At 62.3% G+C, this 21294-nt stretch carries 22 protein-coding genes; 5 read left to right on the forward strand and 17 right to left on the reverse strand.

All coding sequences use genetic code 11. The annotated features are described in order from the left end of the window. Positions 1 to 20 precede the first annotated feature (20 nt). From THI_RS13775 to THI_RS13795, 5 genes are all read right to left on the reverse strand, one after another. Positions 21 to 635, reverse strand: coding sequence for an SCO family protein (locus THI_RS13775; RefSeq protein ID WP_013106865.1), 615 nt, complete (start codon positions 633 to 635; stop codon positions 21 to 23). A gap of 11 nt (positions 636 to 646) precedes the next feature. Continuing rightward, a complete protein-coding gene (cyoE, locus tag THI_RS13780; RefSeq protein ID WP_013106866.1) occupies positions 647 to 1555 on the reverse strand; it encodes a heme o synthase in 909 nt (302 codons plus the stop codon). Positions 1556 to 1576: 21 nt separating this feature from the next. Next, positions 1577 to 2740: a COX15/CtaA family protein gene (locus tag THI_RS13785; protein WP_013106867.1), complete on the reverse strand. Its 1164-nt coding sequence runs from the start codon at positions 2738 to 2740 to the stop codon at positions 1577 to 1579. After that, on the reverse strand, positions 2737 to 3387 hold the full coding sequence (locus THI_RS13790; RefSeq protein ID WP_231836210.1) for an SCO family protein: 651 nt from the start codon (positions 3385 to 3387) through the stop codon (positions 2737 to 2739). Before THI_RS13790 ends, THI_RS13785 begins: the two co-directional genes overlap by 4 nt. 64 nt (positions 3388 to 3451) lie before the next feature. Continuing rightward, the gene (locus tag THI_RS13795; RefSeq protein ID WP_141130603.1) at positions 3452 to 4249 is read right to left on the reverse strand and encodes an SURF1 family protein; all 798 of its coding nucleotides are present in this window, start codon (positions 4247 to 4249) and stop codon (positions 3452 to 3454) included. Positions 4250 to 4266: 17 nt separating this feature from the next. Between THI_RS13795 and THI_RS13800 the strand changes: the two genes are divergently transcribed. After that, the gene (locus THI_RS13800; RefSeq protein ID WP_013106870.1) at positions 4267 to 4470 is read left to right on the forward strand and encodes a twin transmembrane helix small protein; all 204 of its coding nucleotides are present in this window, start codon (positions 4267 to 4269) and stop codon (positions 4468 to 4470) included. 52 nt (positions 4471 to 4522) lie between these two features. Here the strand turns inward: THI_RS13800 and THI_RS13805 are convergent, their stop codons facing one another. The 7 genes from THI_RS13805 to THI_RS13825 form a co-directional block, all read right to left on the reverse strand. Then, a complete protein-coding gene (locus THI_RS13805) occupies positions 4523 to 5383 on the reverse strand; it encodes a cytochrome c oxidase subunit 3 (RefSeq protein ID WP_013106871.1) in 861 nt (286 codons plus the stop codon). 11 nt (positions 5384 to 5394) lie between these two features. Continuing rightward, on the reverse strand, positions 5395 to 5607 hold the full coding sequence (locus THI_RS18545) for a DUF2970 domain-containing protein (protein WP_013106872.1): 213 nt from the start codon (positions 5605 to 5607) through the stop codon (positions 5395 to 5397). 64 nt (positions 5608 to 5671) lie between these two features. Continuing rightward, positions 5672 to 5797 (reverse strand): hypothetical protein, encoded by a 126-nt coding sequence (locus THI_RS19515; RefSeq protein WP_013124088.1) that lies wholly within the window; start codon positions 5795 to 5797, stop codon positions 5672 to 5674. 8 nt (positions 5798 to 5805) lie between these two features. After that, a complete protein-coding gene (gene ctaD, locus THI_RS13810) occupies positions 5806 to 7437 on the reverse strand; it encodes a cytochrome c oxidase subunit I (RefSeq protein ID WP_013106873.1) in 1632 nt (543 codons plus the stop codon). A gap of 88 nt (positions 7438 to 7525) precedes the next feature. Beyond that, positions 7526 to 8392 carry a cytochrome c oxidase subunit II gene (coxB, locus tag THI_RS13815; RefSeq protein WP_013106874.1) on the reverse strand — a complete coding sequence of 289 codons (867 nt, stop codon included), beginning with the start codon at positions 8390 to 8392 and terminating at the stop codon, positions 7526 to 7528. 40 nt (positions 8393 to 8432) lie between these two features. Next, positions 8433 to 8990, reverse strand: coding sequence for a DUF2244 domain-containing protein (locus THI_RS13820; protein WP_013106875.1), 558 nt, complete (start codon positions 8988 to 8990; stop codon positions 8433 to 8435). 199 nt (positions 8991 to 9189) lie between these two features. After that, positions 9190 to 10131, reverse strand: coding sequence for a methyltransferase domain-containing protein (locus THI_RS13825; protein WP_013106876.1), 942 nt, complete (start codon positions 10129 to 10131; stop codon positions 9190 to 9192). Positions 10132 to 10196: 65 nt separating this feature from the next. On the opposite strand from THI_RS13825, the gene THI_RS13830 reads away from it, so the two are divergent. Continuing rightward, the gene (locus tag THI_RS13830) at positions 10197 to 10916 is read left to right on the forward strand and encodes a ComF family protein (protein ID WP_013106877.1); all 720 of its coding nucleotides are present in this window, start codon (positions 10197 to 10199) and stop codon (positions 10914 to 10916) included. A gap of 29 nt (positions 10917 to 10945) precedes the next feature. Further along, the gene (trmL, locus tag THI_RS13835; RefSeq protein ID WP_013106878.1) at positions 10946 to 11416 is read left to right on the forward strand and encodes a tRNA (uridine(34)/cytosine(34)/5-carboxymethylaminomethyluridine(34)-2'-O)-methyltransferase TrmL; all 471 of its coding nucleotides are present in this window, start codon (positions 10946 to 10948) and stop codon (positions 11414 to 11416) included. Between the two features lie 2 nt (positions 11417 to 11418). Here the strand turns inward: trmL and THI_RS13840 are convergent, their stop codons facing one another. From THI_RS13840 to THI_RS13860, 5 genes are all read right to left on the reverse strand, one after another. Continuing rightward, positions 11419 to 12195, reverse strand: coding sequence for an enoyl-CoA hydratase (locus THI_RS13840; protein ID WP_013106879.1), 777 nt, complete (start codon positions 12193 to 12195; stop codon positions 11419 to 11421). A 72-nt stretch (positions 12196 to 12267) separates the two neighbouring features. Further along, a complete protein-coding gene (locus THI_RS13845) occupies positions 12268 to 13467 on the reverse strand; it encodes an acetyl-CoA C-acyltransferase (RefSeq protein WP_013106880.1) in 1200 nt (399 codons plus the stop codon). Between the two features lie 20 nt (positions 13468 to 13487). Further along, positions 13488 to 15887 carry a 3-hydroxyacyl-CoA dehydrogenase/enoyl-CoA hydratase family protein gene (locus THI_RS13850; protein WP_013106881.1) on the reverse strand — a complete coding sequence of 800 codons (2400 nt, stop codon included), beginning with the start codon at positions 15885 to 15887 and terminating at the stop codon, positions 13488 to 13490. A gap of 19 nt (positions 15888 to 15906) precedes the next feature. Continuing rightward, on the reverse strand, positions 15907 to 17703 hold the full coding sequence (locus tag THI_RS13855; RefSeq protein ID WP_013106882.1) for an acyl-CoA dehydrogenase C-terminal domain-containing protein: 1797 nt from the start codon (positions 17701 to 17703) through the stop codon (positions 15907 to 15909). Between the two features lie 69 nt (positions 17704 to 17772). Further along, positions 17773 to 18561 (reverse strand): TetR/AcrR family transcriptional regulator, encoded by a 789-nt coding sequence (locus THI_RS13860; RefSeq protein ID WP_141130604.1) that lies wholly within the window; start codon positions 18559 to 18561, stop codon positions 17773 to 17775. A 143-nt stretch (positions 18562 to 18704) separates the two neighbouring features. Between THI_RS13860 and THI_RS13865 the strand changes: the two genes are divergently transcribed. Both THI_RS13865 and THI_RS13870 read left to right on the forward strand, forming a co-directional pair. After that, the gene (locus tag THI_RS13865; protein ID WP_013106884.1) at positions 18705 to 20792 is read left to right on the forward strand and encodes a molybdopterin-containing oxidoreductase family protein; all 2088 of its coding nucleotides are present in this window, start codon (positions 18705 to 18707) and stop codon (positions 20790 to 20792) included. Beyond that, positions 20789 to 21280 (forward strand): protein tyrosine phosphatase family protein, encoded by a 492-nt coding sequence (locus THI_RS13870; RefSeq protein ID WP_013106885.1) that lies wholly within the window; start codon positions 20789 to 20791, stop codon positions 21278 to 21280. Before THI_RS13865 ends, THI_RS13870 begins: the two co-directional genes overlap by 4 nt. Positions 21281 to 21294 lie beyond the last annotated feature (14 nt).

Consider the following 21294-nt stretch of genomic DNA (forward strand, 5'->3'; position numbering starts at 1 on the left):
CCGGGCTCAATGCCCCTCGCTCAATGCCCTTCAATCAGGGCGTTGATGTCCTGTGCCAGATCTTTGGCCGAGACGCCCTCGCGCTCGAACAGCCGGATCTTGCCCTTGGGATCGAACACATAAAACCCGGCGGTGTGATCCATGGTGTAGCTGCCCGGCGTCTTGCCCGGTACTTTTTTGTAATAGACCTTGAAGTCTTTCGCCGTCAGAGCGATCTGCGCGGGCGTGCCGGTAAGCGCCAGGAAAGTCGGGTTGAAATGAGTGACGTAGGCCTTGAGGATTTCCGGCGTGTCACGCTCGGGGTCGACGGTAACGAACAGAAACTGCACATCGCGGGCTTTCTCGCCCAGATCGTCCATGGCCTGCGCCACTACCTGCATCGATGCCGGGCAGATGTCGGGGCATTGGGTATAGCCGAAGTACATCACCACCACCTTGCCGGCAAAGTCAGCCAGGGTTCGCGTCTTGCCATTGAAATCGGTCAGCGAAAAGCCGTCGGCATAAGGCACCCCGGTGATGTCCACGCCGTGAAACACATAGGGCTTGCTGCAGGCCGTCAGCACCAAAGAGGCAAGGGGCGCAAAAGCGGCAGACAGAACCAGCGAGCGACGTGCGGCAGAAAAGCGGGCGGGCATCAGACGAGCGTTCAGACGAAGTGGAAGTGCAGGTAATGGTCCACCAGCAGGGCGGCGAAGAGCAGCGAAAGGTACAGGATGGAATAGCGGAAAGTCTTGCGCGAGAGCAAATCGCTGTACTCGCGTTTGAGCGCCCAGGCGTAGGCGATAAAAATGCCGTCGAGCACCACCGCGCTGGCCAAATAGATCAGGCCGCTCATGCCCAGCACATAGGGCAGCAGCGTCACCGCGCTGAGCAGCAGGGTGTAGAGCAGAATCTGTGTGCGGGTGAACTCGGAACCATGCGTGACCGGCAGCATGGGCAGTCCGGACTTTTTGTAATCTTCCACCCGGTAAAGCGCCAGCGCCCAGAAATGCGGCGGCGTCCACAGAAAGATGATGAGAAACAGCAGCATGGCGTCGACCGAGACGTTGCCGCTCACTGCCGCCCAGCCCAGTACCGGCGGCATGGCGCCCGAGGCGCCGCCAATGACGATGTTCTGCGGCGTGGCCGGTTTGAGAAAGATGGTGTAAACCACGGCATAGCCGACGAAGGTGCCGAAGGTCAGCCACATGGTCAGCGGGTTGACCTGGGTGTAGAGCAGCCACATGCCGGCGGCGCACAGCACCCCAGAAAACGTGATGATGACCGGCGCGCTCAGTTCACCATTGGCCGAGGGCCGCCAGGCGGTGCGGCGCATCACCGCATCGATCTTCTGCTCAACCAGACAGTTGAACGCAGCTGCAGCGCTGGCCACCAGCCAGATGCCCAGCGTACCGAACAACACCGGCTGCCAAGCCGGCAGGGTGGGCTCGGCGAGAAACATGCCGATGACCGCGCAGAACACGATCAGCTGCACCACGCGCGGCTTGGTCAGCGCGTAAAGCTGCGACGCAACTCGCAGGGGGCTGGGGGTGTTGTTGAGAACTTGATGATTCATGAGAGTCTCCTGAAGCAGGCCTCAATGCTTCGGCAAGGGATGGGGCGGCGTCACTTTGACGAAGGCCGAGCCGAGCGATTCCGAAGGCGCTTGTTGACGCGCGGTGGCGCTGACGCGGTAAATCCCCATGACGAGCAGCAGCATCAGAACGGCTGAGCCGCCGTTATGCGCCACAGCAACGATCAGGGGATGCCCCTCGGTGACCAGCACGATGCCGAAAACGACTTGCAGCACCACGGCAATTGCAATCCACATCGCCAGACGGCGCAATGCTGTAAAACGCCAGAGCGCCGCCACGGCCGCAAACACCGCCGCGGTGGCGACGATGGCGAACAGGCGGTGCCCCCATTGAATGGCCACCAGCGCGGCCTCGGTGATCGGCTGGCCATCACCGGTCAGACCTAGGTGGCGCCAAAGCGTGAAGCCCTGCGCCCAGTTGGCATTGGGGTCGAAACTTCCATTGCAGGTAGGAAAGCCGCTGCAGGCCAGAGCGGCGTAGTTGGTACTCGTCCAGCCGCCGAGGAAAATCTGAATGCCGACCGCGATCATCGCGATCCACAGCAAAGCGCGCGTGAGCGCGCCGGCGTTCACGCTCACCAAATCTGCCCGGTTTCGCATCCAGAACCAGGCCAGTAGCGCCAGCAGGATGACGCCCCCCATGAGATGCAGGGTGACGATCAGGGGAATCAACTGCATGGTCACCGTCCATTTACCGAACAGGCCTTGCAGGACCACCCAGAAAAAGAGCACGATCGGCAAGCCGAGCTTGATGTCTTCTCCATGTTTTTTCGCCCAGATCGCCCGGGCCAGCAGCACCATGATCAGCGTGCCGATAATGCTGCCGGCGTAGCGATGGATCATTTCCACCCAGGCTTTGAAGGGGCTCACATAGCCCTGGGTGCCGCCTTGCTCTTCTACCGCCTGCGCGATCTGCTCATGCGCCTGCAGCGGCGTGAACTTGGCATAACAGCCGGGCCAGTCGGGGCAGCCCAGGCCGGAGTCGGTCAGGCGCACATACGAGCCGAACATCACCAGATCGAGGGTGAGGAACACCAGTACCGCGGTGAGCTTGGACCAGCGCATTTTCAGTCCCATCCAAAACACCCCGGCCAGCACCAGCACCCACACCAGCGCCTGCACCCAGTGCAGAGAAAACTGCCAAATGGCATTGCTTGCGACACTCATTGGACGGGCTCCACATGCTTGAACTTGATACCGGCGTTGTTGTAGAGCAGCTTGGCGAGCACACGCCGCATCCGGGTGGGATCGGGGTTGGCCGGAAACTGCATCATCAGGTGGCCGAACGGATCGACTAGCCACGTCGGCCCCTGCAAGCTGCCGTCTTTGTGAGGCAGCCAACTGGCCAGTTGTTGCGGGTTGCCGCGCAAGATCAACGTTCCTTCGGCCGGCTCCAACACGCCTGGGTTGATCGGCGCATCGTCCGTCACCAGCCAGACGCGCACGACCTGGTCGCGGTTATCGCCCTGGGCGATGCGGATCTGCCGCATGTAAAACAAGGATTGTTGGCACTCTTTGTCGCAGGCGCCCGGCGCTGCCATCACCATCAGCCAGTAGCCCTCGAGCCGTTTCAGGCTGTAGGGTTGACCGTCCAGCGTTTTAAGGCCGAGATTCAAGGGAATCGGGCGCTGCGGCTCGACCAGACTGCCGTAAGGCGGCTTGCCCGCAGGATGGACGACGTAAAACAGAAAAAACGCGGCCACGATGGGCGCTGCCGCCATGGCGAACAACAGCCACAGCGTCAACATCGACCGCGGTTTGCGCACAGGCGGCTGGGCGGAGGGGGGCAGGCTGGAGGTCAAGGGAGAGCTCACGGTCGGGGCATCAAGTCAAAGGCGTCGAAACAATCAATCGGTCAATTAAGGGCTGAACGTGCGGTCACAGCACATGCGGTGCAGTCGGGCCTTCGGCGCCACGCTTTGACTTGGTCTTGCGCAAACGCTGAAAGACAAAATACAGCAGTAACACCACACCCGTGGCACTCATGCCAAACCACTGCGCGGCATAGCCATAGTTGGTGCCGACTCCGGTTTTCGCTGCGGGCCACTGCCTGCCAAGTCCATCGTGCAGGTCGCCTGACTGTCTCAACACGAAGGGCAGAAGCTTGATGTGATGAAAGTCCGCGTACTTCTGCAGATTGACGTTCTGGCGTATGACCTGGCCCGGCGGCTCGGCAAAAAACGAAAACCATTCTGATGGCGGCGGGGCAATAAGTCCATCGATCACTGTCAATCCTTGAGGCGTTTTATAGGGCTTGATCAAGTCCATCGCCTGAAAATTTCGCGGCACCCAACCGCGCAGCACCATCAAATAAGTATCGCTGCCTGCTAGCTTCAAGGGCGTCAGCACCCAGAAGCCCACCTGCTCGTTCTGCTGTCGGTTCTGCAGGTAGATCGTCCACTGCTCGGCAAACACACCACGCGCTTCAGCGCGCCGCCAGACATCCCGACTGAGCCGAACTTCGGCCTGACCGATCTGCAGCGGATGCGCCTTTTCGCGCTGATCCATCTGCAAATTGAGCGCCTCTTTTTCGTGCGCGCGGCCCAGTTGCCAAAATCCGAGCGACGTCGTCACTCCGATCACCAACAGCCCCAAAATGATGATCAGCAACTCTTTGGGGCCAAAGGCCTTCTCAGACATCAGCATCCCGAAATCTGAGGTAATCTGTTTAGACATCTGCACAAGCCCGCACCATGAAAATCCTGATCCCCATCGCCTTCCTGCTCATCATCGGCAGCCTGTTTTCCGGCCTATTCTTTGTGATGAAGGATAAGGGCAAAAGCAATCGCGCTGTGTACGCACTGACTTTCCGGGTGGGATTCTCGGTCTTGCTTTTTTTGATTCTGATCATCAGCTACAAGATGGGGTGGATACACCCACATGATGTCGGGCAATAACCCGAACAAAAATGCGCCGCAACATGCGGCGCATTTTTTTGCTGAGTGGAGCTTAGAGCCAGTAAACCAAGACGTACAGCAGCAACCAGACCACGTCGACGAAGTGCCAATACCAGGCGGCGCCTTCGAAGGCGAAGTGATGATCTGCAGTGAAATTACCCCTGATCAAGCGAACCAGCACTACGGACAACATGGTCGCACCGAGAAACACGTGGAAACCGTGAAACCCGGTCAGCATGAAAAAGGTCGAACCGTAAATACCTGAGGTCAGTTTCACACCCTCAACGGTGTAAGCGTGGTGATACTCATAGCCCTGCATGAAAAGGAACAACACACCAAGCGCAATCGTCAGTGACAGCCAGAAAATAGCCTTACCGCGATGCGATGCCCGCAGCGCATGGTGAGAAATGGTGAGCGTGACGCCAGAACTCAGCAGCAGTGCGGTGTTGATGGTCGGAATAGGCCAAGGGCCTAGCGCCTCATGCAAGGACGGAATCAAGCCGCCCGGACCGGTGGACGGCCAGGTTCCCGTGAAATTCGGCCACAGAATCTTGCTGTGCAGGGCCGAGAGATCCGGCAGAGAAAATTCGCGTGAGTAATACAGCGCGCCAAAGAACGAGGCGAAGAACATCACCTCGGAGAAGATGAACCAGGCCATGCTCCAGCGAAAGGAGGTATCGACGCGCTGGCTATGTTTGCCGCCCTCGCTCTCACCGATCGCCTGACCGAACCAGTGGTAAACGACATACACCAACCAGAGGAAACCGGCCAGCAGCAGCCACTCCATGTGCTGTACGCCATTGAACCAGAGCCCTGCGCCAAACGCCATCGCCAGCAAACCCGCCGCCGTCAGCAGGGGATATGCGGAAGGCCCAGGCAGAAAATAGCCATGGGGCTGGGTTGTAGATGCCATATTGCCTCCTGTTATGTGCGCGCCGCGCTTGAAATCACTAAATTAACTATCAATATCAGTCCGACCACAAAGACCAAAGCAGCCAACAGTCCTGCCGCAATGATGTGCTCGGGTTTTGCATTCTGAAAATCTTTACTTCGCTCACTCGATTTGCGTATTCCGGCAAAAGACCAGAGTACGGCAACCAATGCGCGCAGGAAAGAAGGCTGAGAAGGTGAGCTCAAGGCATATTTCCTTGATGAAGAGAGAGCGACAGCACCCGTACTGATGGCCTGTCGCTCTCGTTCGTCAAAAACCGAGAACCTGTGCCTTGATCAGATAACCGAAGTAAATCGCCAAGGCAATACTGACCATAATCATCGCCGTTTTGAAATTCTGGCGGCGTTTTTCCGGGGGAAGTTGGCGATTACTCATATCTGATCTCAGTTATAACCCAGCACACGGGTGGCATCGGCATTCAGCTTGGGCGGTGTTTCATAAGTGTGGAACGGCGCCGGGGAGGGAACTTCCCATTCCAGACCTTCCGCACCTTCCCAGGGACGTTGAGGGGCTTTCTCGCCCTTGCCGCGCAACACTGGAATCACCACTGCGAACAGGAAGTAAGCCTGTGACAGACCGAACAGCCAGGCGCCGATGGTGGAGATCTGGTTGAAGTCGGTGAACTGCACCGGGTAGGCCACATAGCGACGCGGCATGCCAGCCAGACCCAGGAAGTGTTGCGGGAAGAAGGCGATGTTGAACGAGATCATCGAGGTCCAGAAATGGATCTTGCCTGCGGTTTCGTTGTACATCACACCCGACCACTTGGGCGACCAGTAATAGAAGCCCATGAAGATACCGAACAGCGAACCTGCGACCAGCACGTAATGGAAGTGCGCAATCACGAAGTAGGTGTTGTGCACCTGCGTGTCGATGGGCACCATGGCCAGCATCAAGCCAGTGAAACCGCCCAGGGTGAACACGAAAATGAAGCCCACGGCGAACAGCATGGGAGTTTCAAACGTCATGGAACCGCGCCACATGGTGGCCACCCAGTTGAACACCTTCACGCCCGTGGGAACGGCGATCAACATGGTGGCGTACATGAAGAACAGCTGTCCGGTCGTGGGCATGCCCGCGGTGAACATGTGGTGCGCCCAGACCAGGAAGGACAGGATGGCGATGGAGGCCGAGGCATACACCATCGAGCTGTAGCCGAACAGACGCTTGCGGGCGAAGGCCGGGATGACGGAGCTGACAATACCGAAGACCGGCAGAATCATCACGTACACCTCGGGGTGGCCGAAGAACCAGAACAGATGCTGATAGAGCACCGGGTCACCGCCGCCGGTGGCACTGAAGAAACTGGTGCCGAAGTGGCGGTCAGTCAGGGTCATGGTGACGGCGCCAGCCAGCACCGGCATGATGGCCAGCAGCAGGTAGGCGGTGATCAACCAGGTCCAGACGAACAACGGCATTTTCATCAGCGTCATGCCAGGGGCGCGCAGATTGAGAATGGTCACGATGATGTTGATCGAACCCATGATCGACGAAGCGCCCATGAGGTGGATGGCGAAAATCACCAGATCCATGCCCATACCTTGCTGCAGGGTGAGCGGGGCATACAGCGTCCAGCCCACACCCGGGGCGCCGCCTGGCACGAAGAACGAGGCCGTCAGCAGAATGCCTGCGGGAATCAGCAGCCAGAAGCTGAGGTTGTTCAGCCGCGGGAAGGCCATGTCGGGGGCACCGATCTGCAGCGGAATCATCCAGTTGGCAAAACCCACCAGCGCGGGCATGACCGAACCGAAGATCATCATGATGCCGTGCATGGTGCCGAAGGCGTTGAACAACTCAGGGTTCAGCAGCCAGACATACGGCTTCCACAGCTCGGTGCGAATCGCCAGGGCCAGAATGCCTCCCTCGAACAGCATCCACAAGGCAAACAGCAGATACATCGTGCCGATGTCTTTGTGGTTGGTGGACATCAGCCAACGGCGCCAGCCGTGCGGATGTTCGTGGGCATGATCACCGGCGTGAGCCGATGGCGGTGCGTGATCGATGACTGCGCTCATAGTGCTTTCCTTTCCTGCCATTCCAGAAAATGTTGATACTTCGTTCTAAACTCGGCCGCTTTTAGGGTTTGTCTCTCACCACACCGGCTCAGGTCTTGCTGGGCGCCGCGCCGTCGGCTGGCGGGGTGCTGTCGGGATGCGCCTTTTTCCACTGCGCGACCCATTGCTCGTATTCGGGCAGGGTCACGACCTTGATCACGATGGGCATGAAGGCGTGGTATTTGCCGCAAATCTGGGCACACTGCCCGTAGTAGGTGCCGGTCTTTTCGGCGGTGAACCAGGTCGAGCGGACGAAGCCGGGAATCGCATCCATCTGCACACCCAGCGAGTTGACATAGAAACCGTGCAGCACGTCATCCGAGGTGGTGACAATCTTGATCTTTTTGTCCACCGGCACGACCAGTTCGTGATCGACGGCCAGCACGAAGTTGCTGGGCAGATCCTTGCCTTCGTAGATTTCCGAATAAGGCGTGGTCAGCGTGGACCAGAAAGAAATGCCCTTGCCCGGACCGGCCATGTAGTCGTAGCCCCACTTCCACTGCGCGCCCGTCGCCTTGACGGTCATGAAGGAATCGCTGTGGTTTTCCTGCGCGATCACGGTACGGGTCGCCGGAATCAGGATGGCAATCACGATCAGAATGGGAATGATCGTCCAGGCAATCTCGACCTTGGTGCTTTCATGGAAGTGGGCCGCTACGGCGCCCTTGGATTTGCGGTGCTTGTATACCGAATAGAACATCGCCCCGAACACCACGATACCGATCCCCAGGCAGACCCAGAGCATCATGTCCATCAGGAATTTTTCCTGCTTGGCGATGGGCGAAACCGGGTTCTGGAAATACAGCCCCAGCACCTGCGGCCCACCCGGCAGACTTTCCACTGCGGCATGGGCCGCGCCCATGACGCCCAGCAGCGATGCTGCGGTGGCCAGACGGATTTGATGTATTGCTTTCATGTCGCCCCACTCTAAGAATTGGTCTCGTCCCTAAAACACTTCAAAGGGCCCGCAACGCGGCCCTCAAATCTTTTGCCAGCACGGCACGCCGCTCGGGGCGCGAATACCGGCCGATGTAAACCGTGCGACCAGCCGAAGACACTTCAACCAGCCCGCTTTCTGGCAGCGACACCCGCACCCAATGCGGATTGAAGCTGACCGACTGCACCACACCCGCGTTTTCCCACTCGACCTGCAACTGCTGCGTCGACAGACGCACTCGTTCGCGGTCCGTGGCATGACGCCCATACACCACCAGCGCCAGCGCCACCGACCCCAGCTCAACGCCGGTGAACGGCAACACCAGCGACCCGCCCACGTCCCACGCGATAGACGCCACGATCAGCGACACCACGCACAGCGAGGCGTAAAACACAATCAGCTGTCGCGGCGACATAGAGCAGTTACGGCGGAACACCCAGTCGCGCATCCAGCCCTCGCCTGCCTCCCGATCAGGCGCTTGGCCAGACGACTGCTCAAGCGCCACCTCAGCCTCGGCTGCAGGGACATCCTGCGGCGGGAGGTTGGATGCGCTTTGCGGAAGATCAGCGTGGTGCATTTGCGTCAATCGGGGTCACAACCCGGCATCTGAGCCAAGCCATGACGGGTCTATATGAGTGAACGATTATAGGTGCGACAGAATGACGCATCAAAAATCACGGCATCAGTTGATCTGATTTTGCGTGAGATCAAGATGGGCGCGTTACATTTCGATCCATCTATGTGATCGCCATCCATCGCGACGATTTGCCGCAGTTTTAGCCCCGATGGGTACGGGTCGGCAATCCGGGTTGACGCGCAGTGTTGCGCAATTGCTCGACTCCGAAAGTGGCCTCTCCAGCCCGTGCCCGCTCGGTGCGCGGGCGAAAAGCGTGCCCATAGACCAGCTCGAAGGTCAGGGTGACGCGGCCATCCGCCTGCTCTGTGGCATTCAAGGCATCGACCAACGCCTGCCAGGCCCGCGGCGTTCGCAGGCCCCGCGACTGCGCGGCGTGAGGCACGGCGCCGAGGGCACGCAGCTCGGTCAGCGCCGCCTGCGCCGACGGCCAGGTCATGCGCACCATCTCCATATCCATCACCGGGTCGGCAAAACCGGCCTGCACCAGTTCGTCGCCCAAGTCGTGCATGTCGGTGAACGCCATGGGCTGCGAGGAATGGCCGAGGGTACGGCATACCTCGCCAAGCTCCTTGAGCGTGTCGGGCCCGAAGGTGGTGAAAAACAGCGCCCCTTCGGGCTGAAGCTGCCGCCGCCAGGCTTCGAGCACCCGCATGCGGTCATGGTGCCAATCGAGATAGAGGTTGGACCACAGCACGTCGGCCTGCGCGGGATATTCGGGGTCTGCCGCATCCACCGCCTGCACCTGCACCCTGCTCGGTCGCCCGAACCAACGCGCCAGCCCCGCACGAGCAAACCGCTTCGAGGCCAGTTGCGCCAGCAGGGGCGAGGGCTCGTAACCCAGAATCTGCGCGTCGGGATACTGCTTTTGCAGCAAGTCGAGCCCATCGCCCCAGGCACAGCCCGCGTCGAGCACGCGCTGCGCCTGCGCCCGCAGCAAAGGCAGACGTTCGGCCATGCGGCGCGCGGCTTCCTGCCAGATGTAGGGCGCGGGCCAGCGCGCCAGGCGATCACGCGCGCAGGCCGCAGCCGCCAGCCAGCGGGCCTGTTGTTGTGCGGCAAAGAATTGATCGGGGCGATCCATCAGCTTTATTCAAGGGACTGCGACGAAGGCGGCGACACCGCAGGCGCGGGCGATATAGTGCGGCGATGTCCGCACTTGAGCGTCCTATTTTGCCTGCCTCGCGCTGGTCTGCGCTCTGGCCCGGTCGCTGCGCCCATTGCGACGCGCGCAGCAGTCAGCCGCTGTGCGACGATTGCCTGCATGAAGACCTGCCCCTGCGTCCACGCTGCCCGCGCTGCGCGGTGGCGGTGGCGCATGAGGGGCAGGTCTGCGGCCAGTGTCTGCTGCATCCCCCGCGGTGGGCGGGCGCCCTGGCGCTGGGCTACTATCGATTTCCCAACGATCAGTTCATTCTGCGCATGAAGTTCGGCGCAGAACCCGCGCTGGGCCGCTGGTTTGGCGACCTGATCGGTGCGCGCTGGGCGCAAGGCGACATGCCGCTGCCCGACCATATTTTGCCCATACCGCTTTCGCGCGAGCGCTTGCTGGAGCGCGGCTTCAACCCCGCGTGGGAAATGGCGCGGCGCATCGCTGCCACGCTGAACCGCCCTGGCGATGCCTACACGCTGCAGCGGCTGCGGCACAGCGCCGCGCAAAGCAGCCTGCCGCTGGACGCGCGCAGCCGCAACATCCGCGGCGCCTACGCCTGCGATACCCGCTGGGATGGCCAGACCCTGCTGCTGGTGGACGATGTGATGACCTCCGGCGCCACGCTGCATGAAGCCACCCGGGTGCTGCTGCGCCAGGGCGCCGCTGCGGTCTGGGTCGCCATCGCCTTGCGCACTCCTCGCGATTCCGCTCTCTGATCTTCCGCTGATCTTCCGCATTGCGACCCATGTTCCACATCGTTCTTGTCGAGCCCGAAATTCCGCCCAACACTGGCAACGTCATCCGCCTGTGCGCCAATACCGGCTGCACCCTGCACCTGGTTGAACCGCTGGGTTTTTCGCTGGATGACAAACAGCTCCGCCGCGCCGGGCTCGACTATCACGAATACGCCACGCTGCAAACGCACAGCAGTTGGGACGCGTTGATGCAAACGCTGCAGCCGCGCCCCGAGCGCCTGTTCGCTTTCACTACGCGCGGCAGTCGGTTGATCGGCTCCGTGCGCTTCGAGCCGGGCGATTGTTTTGTCTTCGGCGCCGAAACCCGCGGCCTGTCCGATGCGGTGCGCGAGCAATTCGCCCCGACGCAACGGCTGCGACTGCCCATGCGCGAAGGCCAGCGCAGTCTCAATCTGTCGAACTCGGTCGCTGTCGCCGTGTTCGAAGCCTGGCGACAGAACGGCTACGCCGGTGGAATTTAAACTCAGGTGATGGACGAGAAGTCGGGCTTGCGCTTTTGCAAAAACGCCATCATCGCCTCACGCGCGGCCGGTGCGCCGAGTAGCGCCTGAAACACCGCCTCCTCCGAGCGCATACGCGCCAGCACGGCCTGCGGCCCCTGATCGCCCAGGCCTTTGAGCAGGCGCTTGGTCGCCCGCACCGAGGGCGCAGGCAGACGAGAGAATTTTTCGGCCTGCGCCACGGCAAATTCACGCAGATTTTCGATAGGCAGCACGCGGTTGACCAGGCCCATGCTCAAGGCCTCGGCAGCATCGAACGGTTCGCCCAGCAAGAGCTTTTCCGCCGCGCGCTGGTAACCGGCGATCTGCGGCAGCAGCAGGCTGGACGCCGCCTCGGGGCACAGACCCAAATGCACGAAGGGCAGCACGAACTGCGCGTCATCGGCGGCATAGACCAGATCGCAATGCATCAGCAGCGTCGTGCCCACGCCGACGGCAAAGCCTTGGGCGGCTACGACCAGCGGTTTGTCCAACCCGGCGAGATGGCGCAAAAACTGCAGCACCGGCGCCTCCTCACCCTGCGGCGGTGCGGAGAGAAAGTCCTGCAGATCGTTGCCCGCGGTGAAGCTGCCACCTTCGCCTGCGATCAGCACCGCCTTGACATCCGCGTCGGTCGCGGCGCGTTCGAAGGCCTCGTTGGCCGCCTCGTACATCGCCAGGGTCAGCGCATTCTTTTTTTCGGGGCGATTGAACACGATGTGCAGCACCCCGCTGCGCAATTCCACCAGCACCTGACTCATGATGTTTTCTCCCAATTAAAAACCCGGGCGCGTCAGCCCGGGCCTTGGCCGAAGGGCTGAAAACGGCTGCAATCAGACGTTTTCGAAAATGCCCGCAGCGCCCTGCCCCGTGCCGATGCACATGGTCACCATACTGTATTTGGCCTTACGGCGACGCATGCCGTAGATCGCCGTGGCCGCGCGAACCGCGCCGGTGGCGCCCAGCGGGTGGCCCCAGGCGATGGCACCGCCCAGCGGGTTGAGCACTTCGGGGTTGATGCCCAGATCTTTCACCACGGCGAGCGACTGCGCGGCGAAGGCTTCGTTGAGTTCGATCCAGCCGATGTCGTCGAGCTTGAGCCCGGCTTTTTCCAGCGCCGCAGGAATGGCGAATTTCGGGCCGATACCCATGATCTCGGGCGGCACGCCGCGCACGGCGAAACTCACAAAGCGCGCCAGCGGCACGAGGTTGAACTGTTTGAGTATCTTCTCGCTCACCAGAATGAGCGCGCCCGCGCCGTCCGAGGTCTGCGAGCTGTTGCCCGCGGTCACGCTGCCCTTGGCCGCGAACACCGGCTTGAGCCGGGCCAGCGCTTCCAGCGTGGTGTCGGCACGAGGGCCTTCGTCCACGGTCATCTTGCGGGTCTTGATGTCCACCTCGGCGGTGCCCAGACGGGGAAACTTCTCGACGATGTCCAGCGGGGTGATTTCTTCGTTGAACTCGCCTGCGGCAATGCCCGCCAGCGCCTTCTGATGCGAGGCCAGCGCGAAGGCATCCTGCTCCTCGCGGCTCACCTTCCACTGCTGCGCCACCTTCTCGGCCGTCATGCCCATGCCATAGGCGATGCCCACATGCTCGTTGTTGGCAAAGATGGCCGGATTGAAGCTGGGATGAAAACCGCCCATGGGCACACGGCTCATGCTCTCGGTGCCCCCGGCGATCATCACATCGGCCTCGCCCACGCGGATGCGGTCGGCAGCCATCTGAATGGCCGTGATGCCCGACGCGCAGAAGCGGTTGACGGTCACGCCGCCCACCGTATCGGGCAGGCCGGACAGCAGCGCGCCGATGCGCGCCACATTCATGCCCTGGTCGCCCTCCGGCATGGCGCAGCCGATGATGGCGTCTTCGATCAGCTTGGGATCGAGATTGGGAACCTGCGCCAATGCCGCACGCATGACGTGCACCAGCAGGTCGTCGGAACGATAGTTTTTCAGCAGCCCGCGAGGGGCCTTGCCCACCGGGGTGCGGGTGGCGGCAACGATGTAGGCGTCTTGAACTTGTTTGCTCATGTTGTTCTCCTGGTGGCGGATCAGTTACGCACCGGCTTGCCGGTCTGCAACATGCCCATGATGCGTTCCTGGGTCTTGCCCTGGCCGAGCAGTTCGCAAAAGTGCTTGCGTTCCAGCGCCATCAGCGTGGCCTCGTCGGCCGGAGCGCCCTCTTCCACATCGCCGCCGCACAGCACGGTGGCGATGCGGGTGGCGATTTCGTCGTCGTAGGCGGAGATGAAGCCACCGTCGCGCAGGTTGACCAGTTGCGCGCGGATGGTGGCGATGCCGTTGCGTCCGAGCACCGGGAAAGTCTGGCCCGGCATCGGCGGACGATAGCCCGCGTCGAACATCGCCCGCGCCTGGCCCACGGCCACATGCAGCAGTTCATGGGCATGCATGACGATGGCGTCGCTGGGCAGCAGATAGCCCAGATTGCGGCTTTCCAGCGCCGACTTGCCTACCGTGGCCATGGCCGCAGCCTGGAAGCCCGTCTTGAGGAAATGCAGAATGTCACCGCCCTGCGCCTGCTCTGCAGCACGTCGCGCCAGATAGGTAAGGCCGCCGCCGCCCGGAATCAGGCCCACGCCCATTTCCACCAGGCCCATATAGCTCTCGAAATGCACCACGCGTTTGGCGCAGTACACGCTCAGCTCGGTGCCTCCGCCCAGGGCGATGCCGCTGACTGCGGCCACCACGGGCACCTGGGCGTAGCGCAGGGTGAGCATCAGATCCTGTAACTTTTTTTCTTCCGGCTCTATGGCCTTGGGGCCACCGGCCATGAAGGCGGGCATCATCGACTGCAGATCGGCCCCGGCACTGAACGGCCCGCCCGACAATGAGGTCGGCTGCCAGACCACTACGCCCTTGTAGCGGCCTTCGGCCAGTTCCACCGCCTTGTGCAGCCCGGAGATGACCCCGGGCCCGATGGTGTTCATCTTGGTCTTGAAGCTGGCGACCAGCACATCGTCGGCGCCGGGCGCCGTCCACAGGCGGATCGACTCATCCTCGAACACGGTGTTGCCCGCAGTGCGCGGGTCGGGCGCGTTCTCGCCCAGCACGGCCTGCTTGAACGGCTGGCGGGCATAGACCGGCAGCTTAGAGCGGCCGATGTAGGCGTTCTTTGCCGCCGAGTAGGAGCCCTCGGGTTTGTGCACGCCGTCCACCTGGCTCACCCAGGCGGGCAGCGGTGCGCTGCACAGCGTCTTGCCTGCGGCGATGTCTTCGCTGATCCAGTCGGCGATCTGCTTCCAGCCTGCGGCCTGCCAGCTTTCGAACGGGCCTTCGTTCCAGCCGAAGCCCCAGCGGATGGCGAAGTCGAGATCGCGGGCGTTGTCGGCAATGTCGGCCAGATGCAGGGCCACGTAATGCCACACGTCGCGGAAAATGCTCCACAGGAACTGCGCCTGCGGATTGCTCGATTCGCGCAGCAGCTTGAAACGCTCGGCCGCGGGTTTTTTCAGCATGCGCACCACGATCTCGTCGGCCTTGCCGCCGCCCGGCACATAGTCGCCCTTGGCGGGGTCGAACTTCAGAATGTCGCGCCCGACTTTTTTGTAGAAACCGGCGCCACTCTTCTGCCCCAACGCGCCGTTGGCGACCAGCGTAGCCAGCACGGGCGGGGTGGCATAGAGCGCGGCGAAGGGGTCTTTATCCGCGGGCAGGGTGTCCTGCATGGTCTTGATGACGTGGGCCATGGTGTCCAGGCCGACCACGTCGGAGGTGCGGAAGGTCGCGCTCTTGGCACGGCCGAGTTTGCTGCCGGTGAGATCGTCGATGACGTCAAAGCCGAGCCCGAATTTCTCACCCTCCTTGATCACCGCCAGAATGGAGAACACGCCCACGCGGTTGGCGACAAAGTTCGGTGTGTCCTTGGCGCGCACCACGCCCTTGCCCAGCGTGGTGGTGAGGAAGGTTTCGAGCCGGTCGAGAATGGCGCCGTCGGTGTCTGCGGTGGGAATGAGTTCCACCAGATGCATATAGCGCGGCGGGTTGAAGAAATGCACACCGCAGAAGCGGCGGCGCAATTCGGCGTCGAACCCTGCCGACAAAGCGGTGATCGACAGGCCCGAGGTGTTGGAGGCGAAGATGGTGTTCGCACCCAGATGCGGCGTGACCTTTTTGTATAGATCGTGCTTCCAGTCCATGCGCTCGGCAATGGCCTCGATCACCAGATCGCAGCCCTGCAGCAGTTCGAGGTCGGTCTCGTAGTTGGCTTCGGTGATCAGGCCGGCCTCGGCCGCGTCGCCCAGCGGCGCCGGGCTGAGTTTCTTGAGGTTGGCCACGGCCTTGGTCACGATACCGTTCTTGCTGCCTTCTTTGGCAGGCAGGTCGAACAGCACCACCGGCACCCGGGCGTTGATGCAATGGGCGGCGATCTGCGCGCCCATCACACCAGCGCCGAGAACGGCGACTTTGCGGATGTGTATCGTCTGTGTCATGTCAGCTCCTTCGGGGGATTCAGGCGAACACCGCCTCGGTGTCCATCAAGTTCTTTGCGCCACTGCGTGCCATGCGGATCGCGGCGGCGGATTCGGGATATAGGCGCCCGAAGTAAAAGCGCGCCGTCTGCAGCTTGGCTTGGTAGAAGGGCGAGTCGTCGCCTTCAGCAATCTTGCGCTGCGCCACCTGCGCCATGCGGGCGAAGGCGTAGGCAAACACCACATGACCGGCCACGCGCAAATACGGCACGGCGGCCGCGCCGACTTCGTCCTTGTCGGCCATGGCCTTCATGCCGAGCTCCATGGTGAGCTTCTGCACCTTGTCGGCCAGATCGGCCAGCGGGTTGACGAACTCTTGCATGGCCTCGTTGACGCCCTCTTCTTCGATGAAATCGGTCAGGATCTTGCCGAACTTGCGCAGCCGCGCCCCGCCGTCCATCAACACTTTGCGGCCCAGCAGGTCGAGCGACTGAATGGTGTTGGTGCCCTCATAGATCAGGTTGATGCGGGCGTCGCGCACGAATTGCTCCATGCCCCATTCGCGGATGTAGCCGTGCCCGCCGAACACCTGCAGGCATTCGTTGGTGGCCTGCAGACCGTTGTCGGTGATGAAGGCCTTGACGATGGGGGTGAGCAGCGAGACCAGGTCGTCGGCGTCCTTGCGTACCTCGGCGTCCGGGTGGTGCAGCGACTGGTCGAGCAGCAGCGAAATCCAGTACGCCAGAAAACGCCCGCCTTCGGCCCAGGCGCGCGCGGTGAGCAACATGCGGCGCACGTCGGGGTGCACCAAAATGGGATCGGCCGGTTTGTCGGGCGCCTTCGGCCCGGTGAGCGCACGCATCTGCAGCCGGTCGCGAGCGTAGGCCAGCGCGTTCTGATAGGCCACCTCAGTCAGCCCGAGCGACTGCATGCCGACGCCAAGGCGCGCGCCGTTCATCATCACGAACATGGCCGCCAGACCCTTGTTGGGCTCGCCCACCATCCAGCCGGTGGCGTCTTCGAGGGTCATCTGGCAGGTGGAGTTGGCGTGAATGCCCATCTTGTGCTCGATGCCGGAGCAGAAAATGCCGTTGCGCTCGCCCACGCCCGCATCGGCGGTAGGCACGAACTTGGGCACGATGAACAGCGAAATCCCCTTGCTGCCCTCGGGCGCGTCCGGCAGCTTGGCCAGCACCATGTGAATGATGTTGTCCGCCAGGTCGTGTTCGCCACTGGAGATGAAAATTTTCTGTCCGGTGAGCTTGTAGCTGCCGTCGGCCTGCGGCACGGCCTTGGTGCGAATCAGGCCGAGGTCGGTGCCGCAATGCGGCTCGGTCAGGCACATGGTGCCGGTCCATTCGCCCGCAACCAGCTTGGGCATGTAGAGCGCCTTCTGCTCGGCGCTGCCATGCGCGTTCAGCAATTCGGTCACGCCCTGCGTCAGGCCGGGGTACATGGTCCAGGCTTGATTGGCGGCGTTCTGCATCTCGTGCACCGCGCTGCCCACCAGGTGCGGCAGGCCCTGGCCACCGAATTCGGCGTCCGCCGTCAGCGAAGTCCAACCGGCCTGCACGAACTGATCCCACGCCGCCTTGAAACCCTTGGGCGTGGTCACGGTGCGCGTGGCGGCGTCGTAATGGCAGCCCTCGGCATCACCGCTGGCGTTGAGCGGCTGCAGCACTTCGCTGCAAAACTTGCCCGCCTCTTCGCACACTTGGTTGATCAGGTCGGCATCGACCTCGGCATACGGCGGCAGCTCTTTGAGCAGGGTGGTGGCGTCGAGGACTTCGTGCATGACGAACTGCATATCGCGCAACGGCGGGGTGTATTGGGGCATAACTGTCTCCTGAAAATCGTGAATCGAAAAACGGGCTGAAAATGGGCTGAAAATGGACTGGAAACGCGCTCAATGGGGGGCGGAGTCGCTTGCGGGGTGCTCCTTGGCCAGACAAGGCAAAAGCAGGGGCAAGCCTTCGGGCGTGGCGTGGTCGCGCAGCAGCGCGTCAAGACTGCGGCAGGCCAGTTCCAGGCTATTGGGCAACCTGAGCAGCCGGGCATCGTGATGCAGCGCCAGGATGTAGCCGTGAATCTGGAACATGAGCTGTTGCGGATCGGTGTCGGGCTTGAGATGTCCCATTTCGATCGCCTGAACGATGGCGCGGCGCACCGCGTCGTGCCAGGTCTGGATCATGGCGACCAGCGCATCGCGCACCGTGCCCGGGCGGTCGTCGAATTCGACCGCGCTGGAGATGTAGATGCAGCCGGTCTCCATTTCCACGCTCACCCGCTGCAGCCAGCGCTGCACCATGGCCGCCAGACGCGGCATGCCGCGCGGCTGCTCGATGGCGCGGTAAAACACCTCTTGCTCGAACTGGTCGTGATAGTGGCGGATAACCGCGATCTGCAACTCTTCGCGCGAACCGAAATGCGCGAATACCCCTGATTTGCTCATTTCCATGCGGTCGGCAAGCACCCCGATGGACAAACCCTCCAGGCCGATGCGCCCGGCCATCTGCAGCGCGCAGTCGATGATGGCCTGCCGCGTCTGCCGCCCCTTGGCCGAACCGCTGCTGCCCGGCTCAACTGGCAGACTGGCGCTCACGCTGCGTTTTGCCGCCGCTTTTGCCGCCGTTTCGGAGCCCGCCGTGCGGTGCAGCGCTCGGCGCGGAGAGATCGGGGAGTGGCTGGCGGTCATTTTTGTCGTGTGCGGGAGGGATTGATAAAAAACGAACGGTCGTACTATTTCCGATTCTCGCCACTTTGTCAACCGCAAACTGCGATCAGGGGATTTGCCGCCTAAACTCGCGGACTGACTCCCTGACTTCAAAAACCGTCGCCATGCCCGACTCTTCCAACGCAGTCTCCGCCCAAGACACCCTCGTGCGCGCCGCCTGCCCGCACGACTGCCCCGACACCTGCGCCCTGCTCGTCACCGTGCGAGATGGCGTGGCCATCAGCGTGCGCGGCGACCCCGACCATCCCACCACGCACGGCGCGCTGTGCGCCAAGGTCTCGCGCTATACCGAGCGCACCTATCACCCAGACCGCTTGCTGCAGCCGATGAAGCGAGTCGGCCCCAAAGGCAGCGGCCAGTTCGCCCCGGTGAGCTGGAACGAAGCGCTGGACGACATCGCCGAGCGGCTCAAGGAGATTGCCGCCCGTGACCCGCAGGCCATCCTGCCCTATTCCTACGGCGGCACGCTGGGTTTCGTACAGAGCGAAAGCATGGCGGCGCGCTTTTTTCACAAGCTCGGCGCCAGCCTGCTCGACCGCACCATTTGCTCCACCGCGGGCGAGGCCGGACTCAAGGCGGTCATCGGCGGCAAGATGGGGCTGGACGTCGAGCAGTTCGAACACAGCAAGCTCATCCTCATCTGGGGCAGCAACAGCATCACCAGCAATCTGCATTTCTGGACTTACGCGCAGCGCGCCAAGCGCAATGGCGCCAAGCTGGTGTGCATCGACCCCTGGCGCAACGACACCGCCGAGAAGTGCCACGACCATGTGCAACTGCGTCCCGGCACCGACGCCGCGCTGGCCTATGCCCTGATGCACGAACTCATCGCGCACGACTGGCTCGATCACGACTACATCTCGCAGCACACCGTAGGCTTTGCCGCACTGCGTGAACGCGCGCTGGAGTGGCCGCCCGAGCGTGCGGCCGAGGTCTGCGGCGTTCCCGCCGAGCAAATCCGCCAACTGGCGCGCGATTACGGCACGCTCACCCCGGCAGCCATCCGTATGAACTACGGCTTGCAGCGCGTGCGCGGCGGCGCCAATGCGGTGCGCACCATCGCCTGCCTGCCGGCGCTCGTGGGCGCCTGGCGGCACGATGCCGGCGGCCTGCTGATGTCGAGCTCCAATCATTTCGCCGCCAACGGCGCCGCGCTGGAACGTCCCGATCTGCTGGCCGGACGCGCCCCGCGCACCCTCAATATGGTGACCATCGGCGACGATCTGCTGCGGCCGGGCTCAGCCGAATTCGGCCCGAAAGTCGAAGCCGTGATCGTCTACAACAGCAATCCGCTAGCGGTTGCGCCCGAGGGCAACAAGGTGCGCGCCGGGTTCGCCCGCGACGATCTGTTCACCGTGGTGCTGGAGCACTTCCAGACCGATACCGCCGACTACGCCGACTACCTGCTGCCCGCCACCACCCAGCTCGAACATCTCGACGTGCACAAGGCCTACGGCCATCGCTACTGGATGGCGAACAACCCGGCCATTGCGCCACTGGGGCAAGCCAAGCCGAATACCGAAATCTTCCGGTTACTGGCCGCGCGCATGGGCTACACCGAACCGTGCTTTGCCGAAAGCGATGAGCAGATCGCAGCGCAAGCCATCGCCCCCGATCCGCGCAACGGTGGCATCACCTGGGAGCAATTGCGGGCCAGCGGCTGGGCCAAGCTGCCGGGCGCCGCCGCCCCGTTTGCACACGGCGGCTTTCCCACGCCTTCGGGCAAGTGCGAATTCTGGTCACAACGCGAAGCGGATGCCGGGCGCGACCCCTTGCCCGAGGTGCTGCTGCCCTACGAGTCTGTCGCCTCTGCACCGGAGCTCGCCACGCGCTACCCGCTGGCGATGATCTCGCCCCCGGCGCGCAACTTCCTCAACTCCAGCTTTGTCAACGTCGACAGCCTGCGCAATCTCGAAGGCGAACCGCTGCTGCTGCTCCACCCGGATGATGCTGTAGCGCGCGGCATTGCCGACGGCCAGATGGTGCGCACCTTCAACGACCGCGGCGCCACCCTCACCCGCGCCCGCCTGAGCTCGCGCACCCGCCCTGGCCAGATCGTCGCTTTAGGCATCTGGTGGCGCAAGCTCTCTGCCGATGGCAACAACGTCAATGCCCTCACCCACCAGCGCCTGACCGATTTGGGCAATGGGCCGTGCTTCTACGACTGCCTGGTGGAGGTAGCCGCAGCGTGAGCGAGTCAGCGCCGCTGCGCTTTGACGCCGAAAACACCTTCGCGGCATTCGAAGGTCTTTGGTGCTCGGGCCAGCTCAGCGTCGCCGACATTGCCCGCCTGCCTGCTCTGGGCGTGGCCACGGTCATCAACCTCGCGCTGCCGACGTCTTCCAAGGCCTTGTCCGGCGAAGCCGAGCAGGTGACGTCCTTGGGAATGAACTATGTGCACATCCCGGTGCTGTGGGACGCGCCGAAACCTGTGCAGTTTGAGCAGTTCGCCGGGGTGATGGCTGCGCTCGGGCAACAACCTGTCTGGCTGCATTGCGCAAAAAATATGCGGGCCTCGGCCTTCGTCTATCTTTACCGCCTGCTCATTCGTGGCGAAACCGAAGAACAAGCGTCGTGGCCGATGTTGCAAATCTGGACACCGAACCCGGTCTGGCAGCAGTGGATCAGCGCAGTGCGCGCGTCACACCGCCACAGCTACGGCCGCGGCGCAGCGCACTGAATCTCTGCCAAGCG

This window comes from Thiomonas arsenitoxydans (genome assembly GCF_000253115.1).
In the GTDB taxonomy this organism is placed as follows: Bacteria; Pseudomonadota; Gammaproteobacteria; order Burkholderiales; family Burkholderiaceae_C; genus Thiomonas; species Thiomonas arsenitoxydans.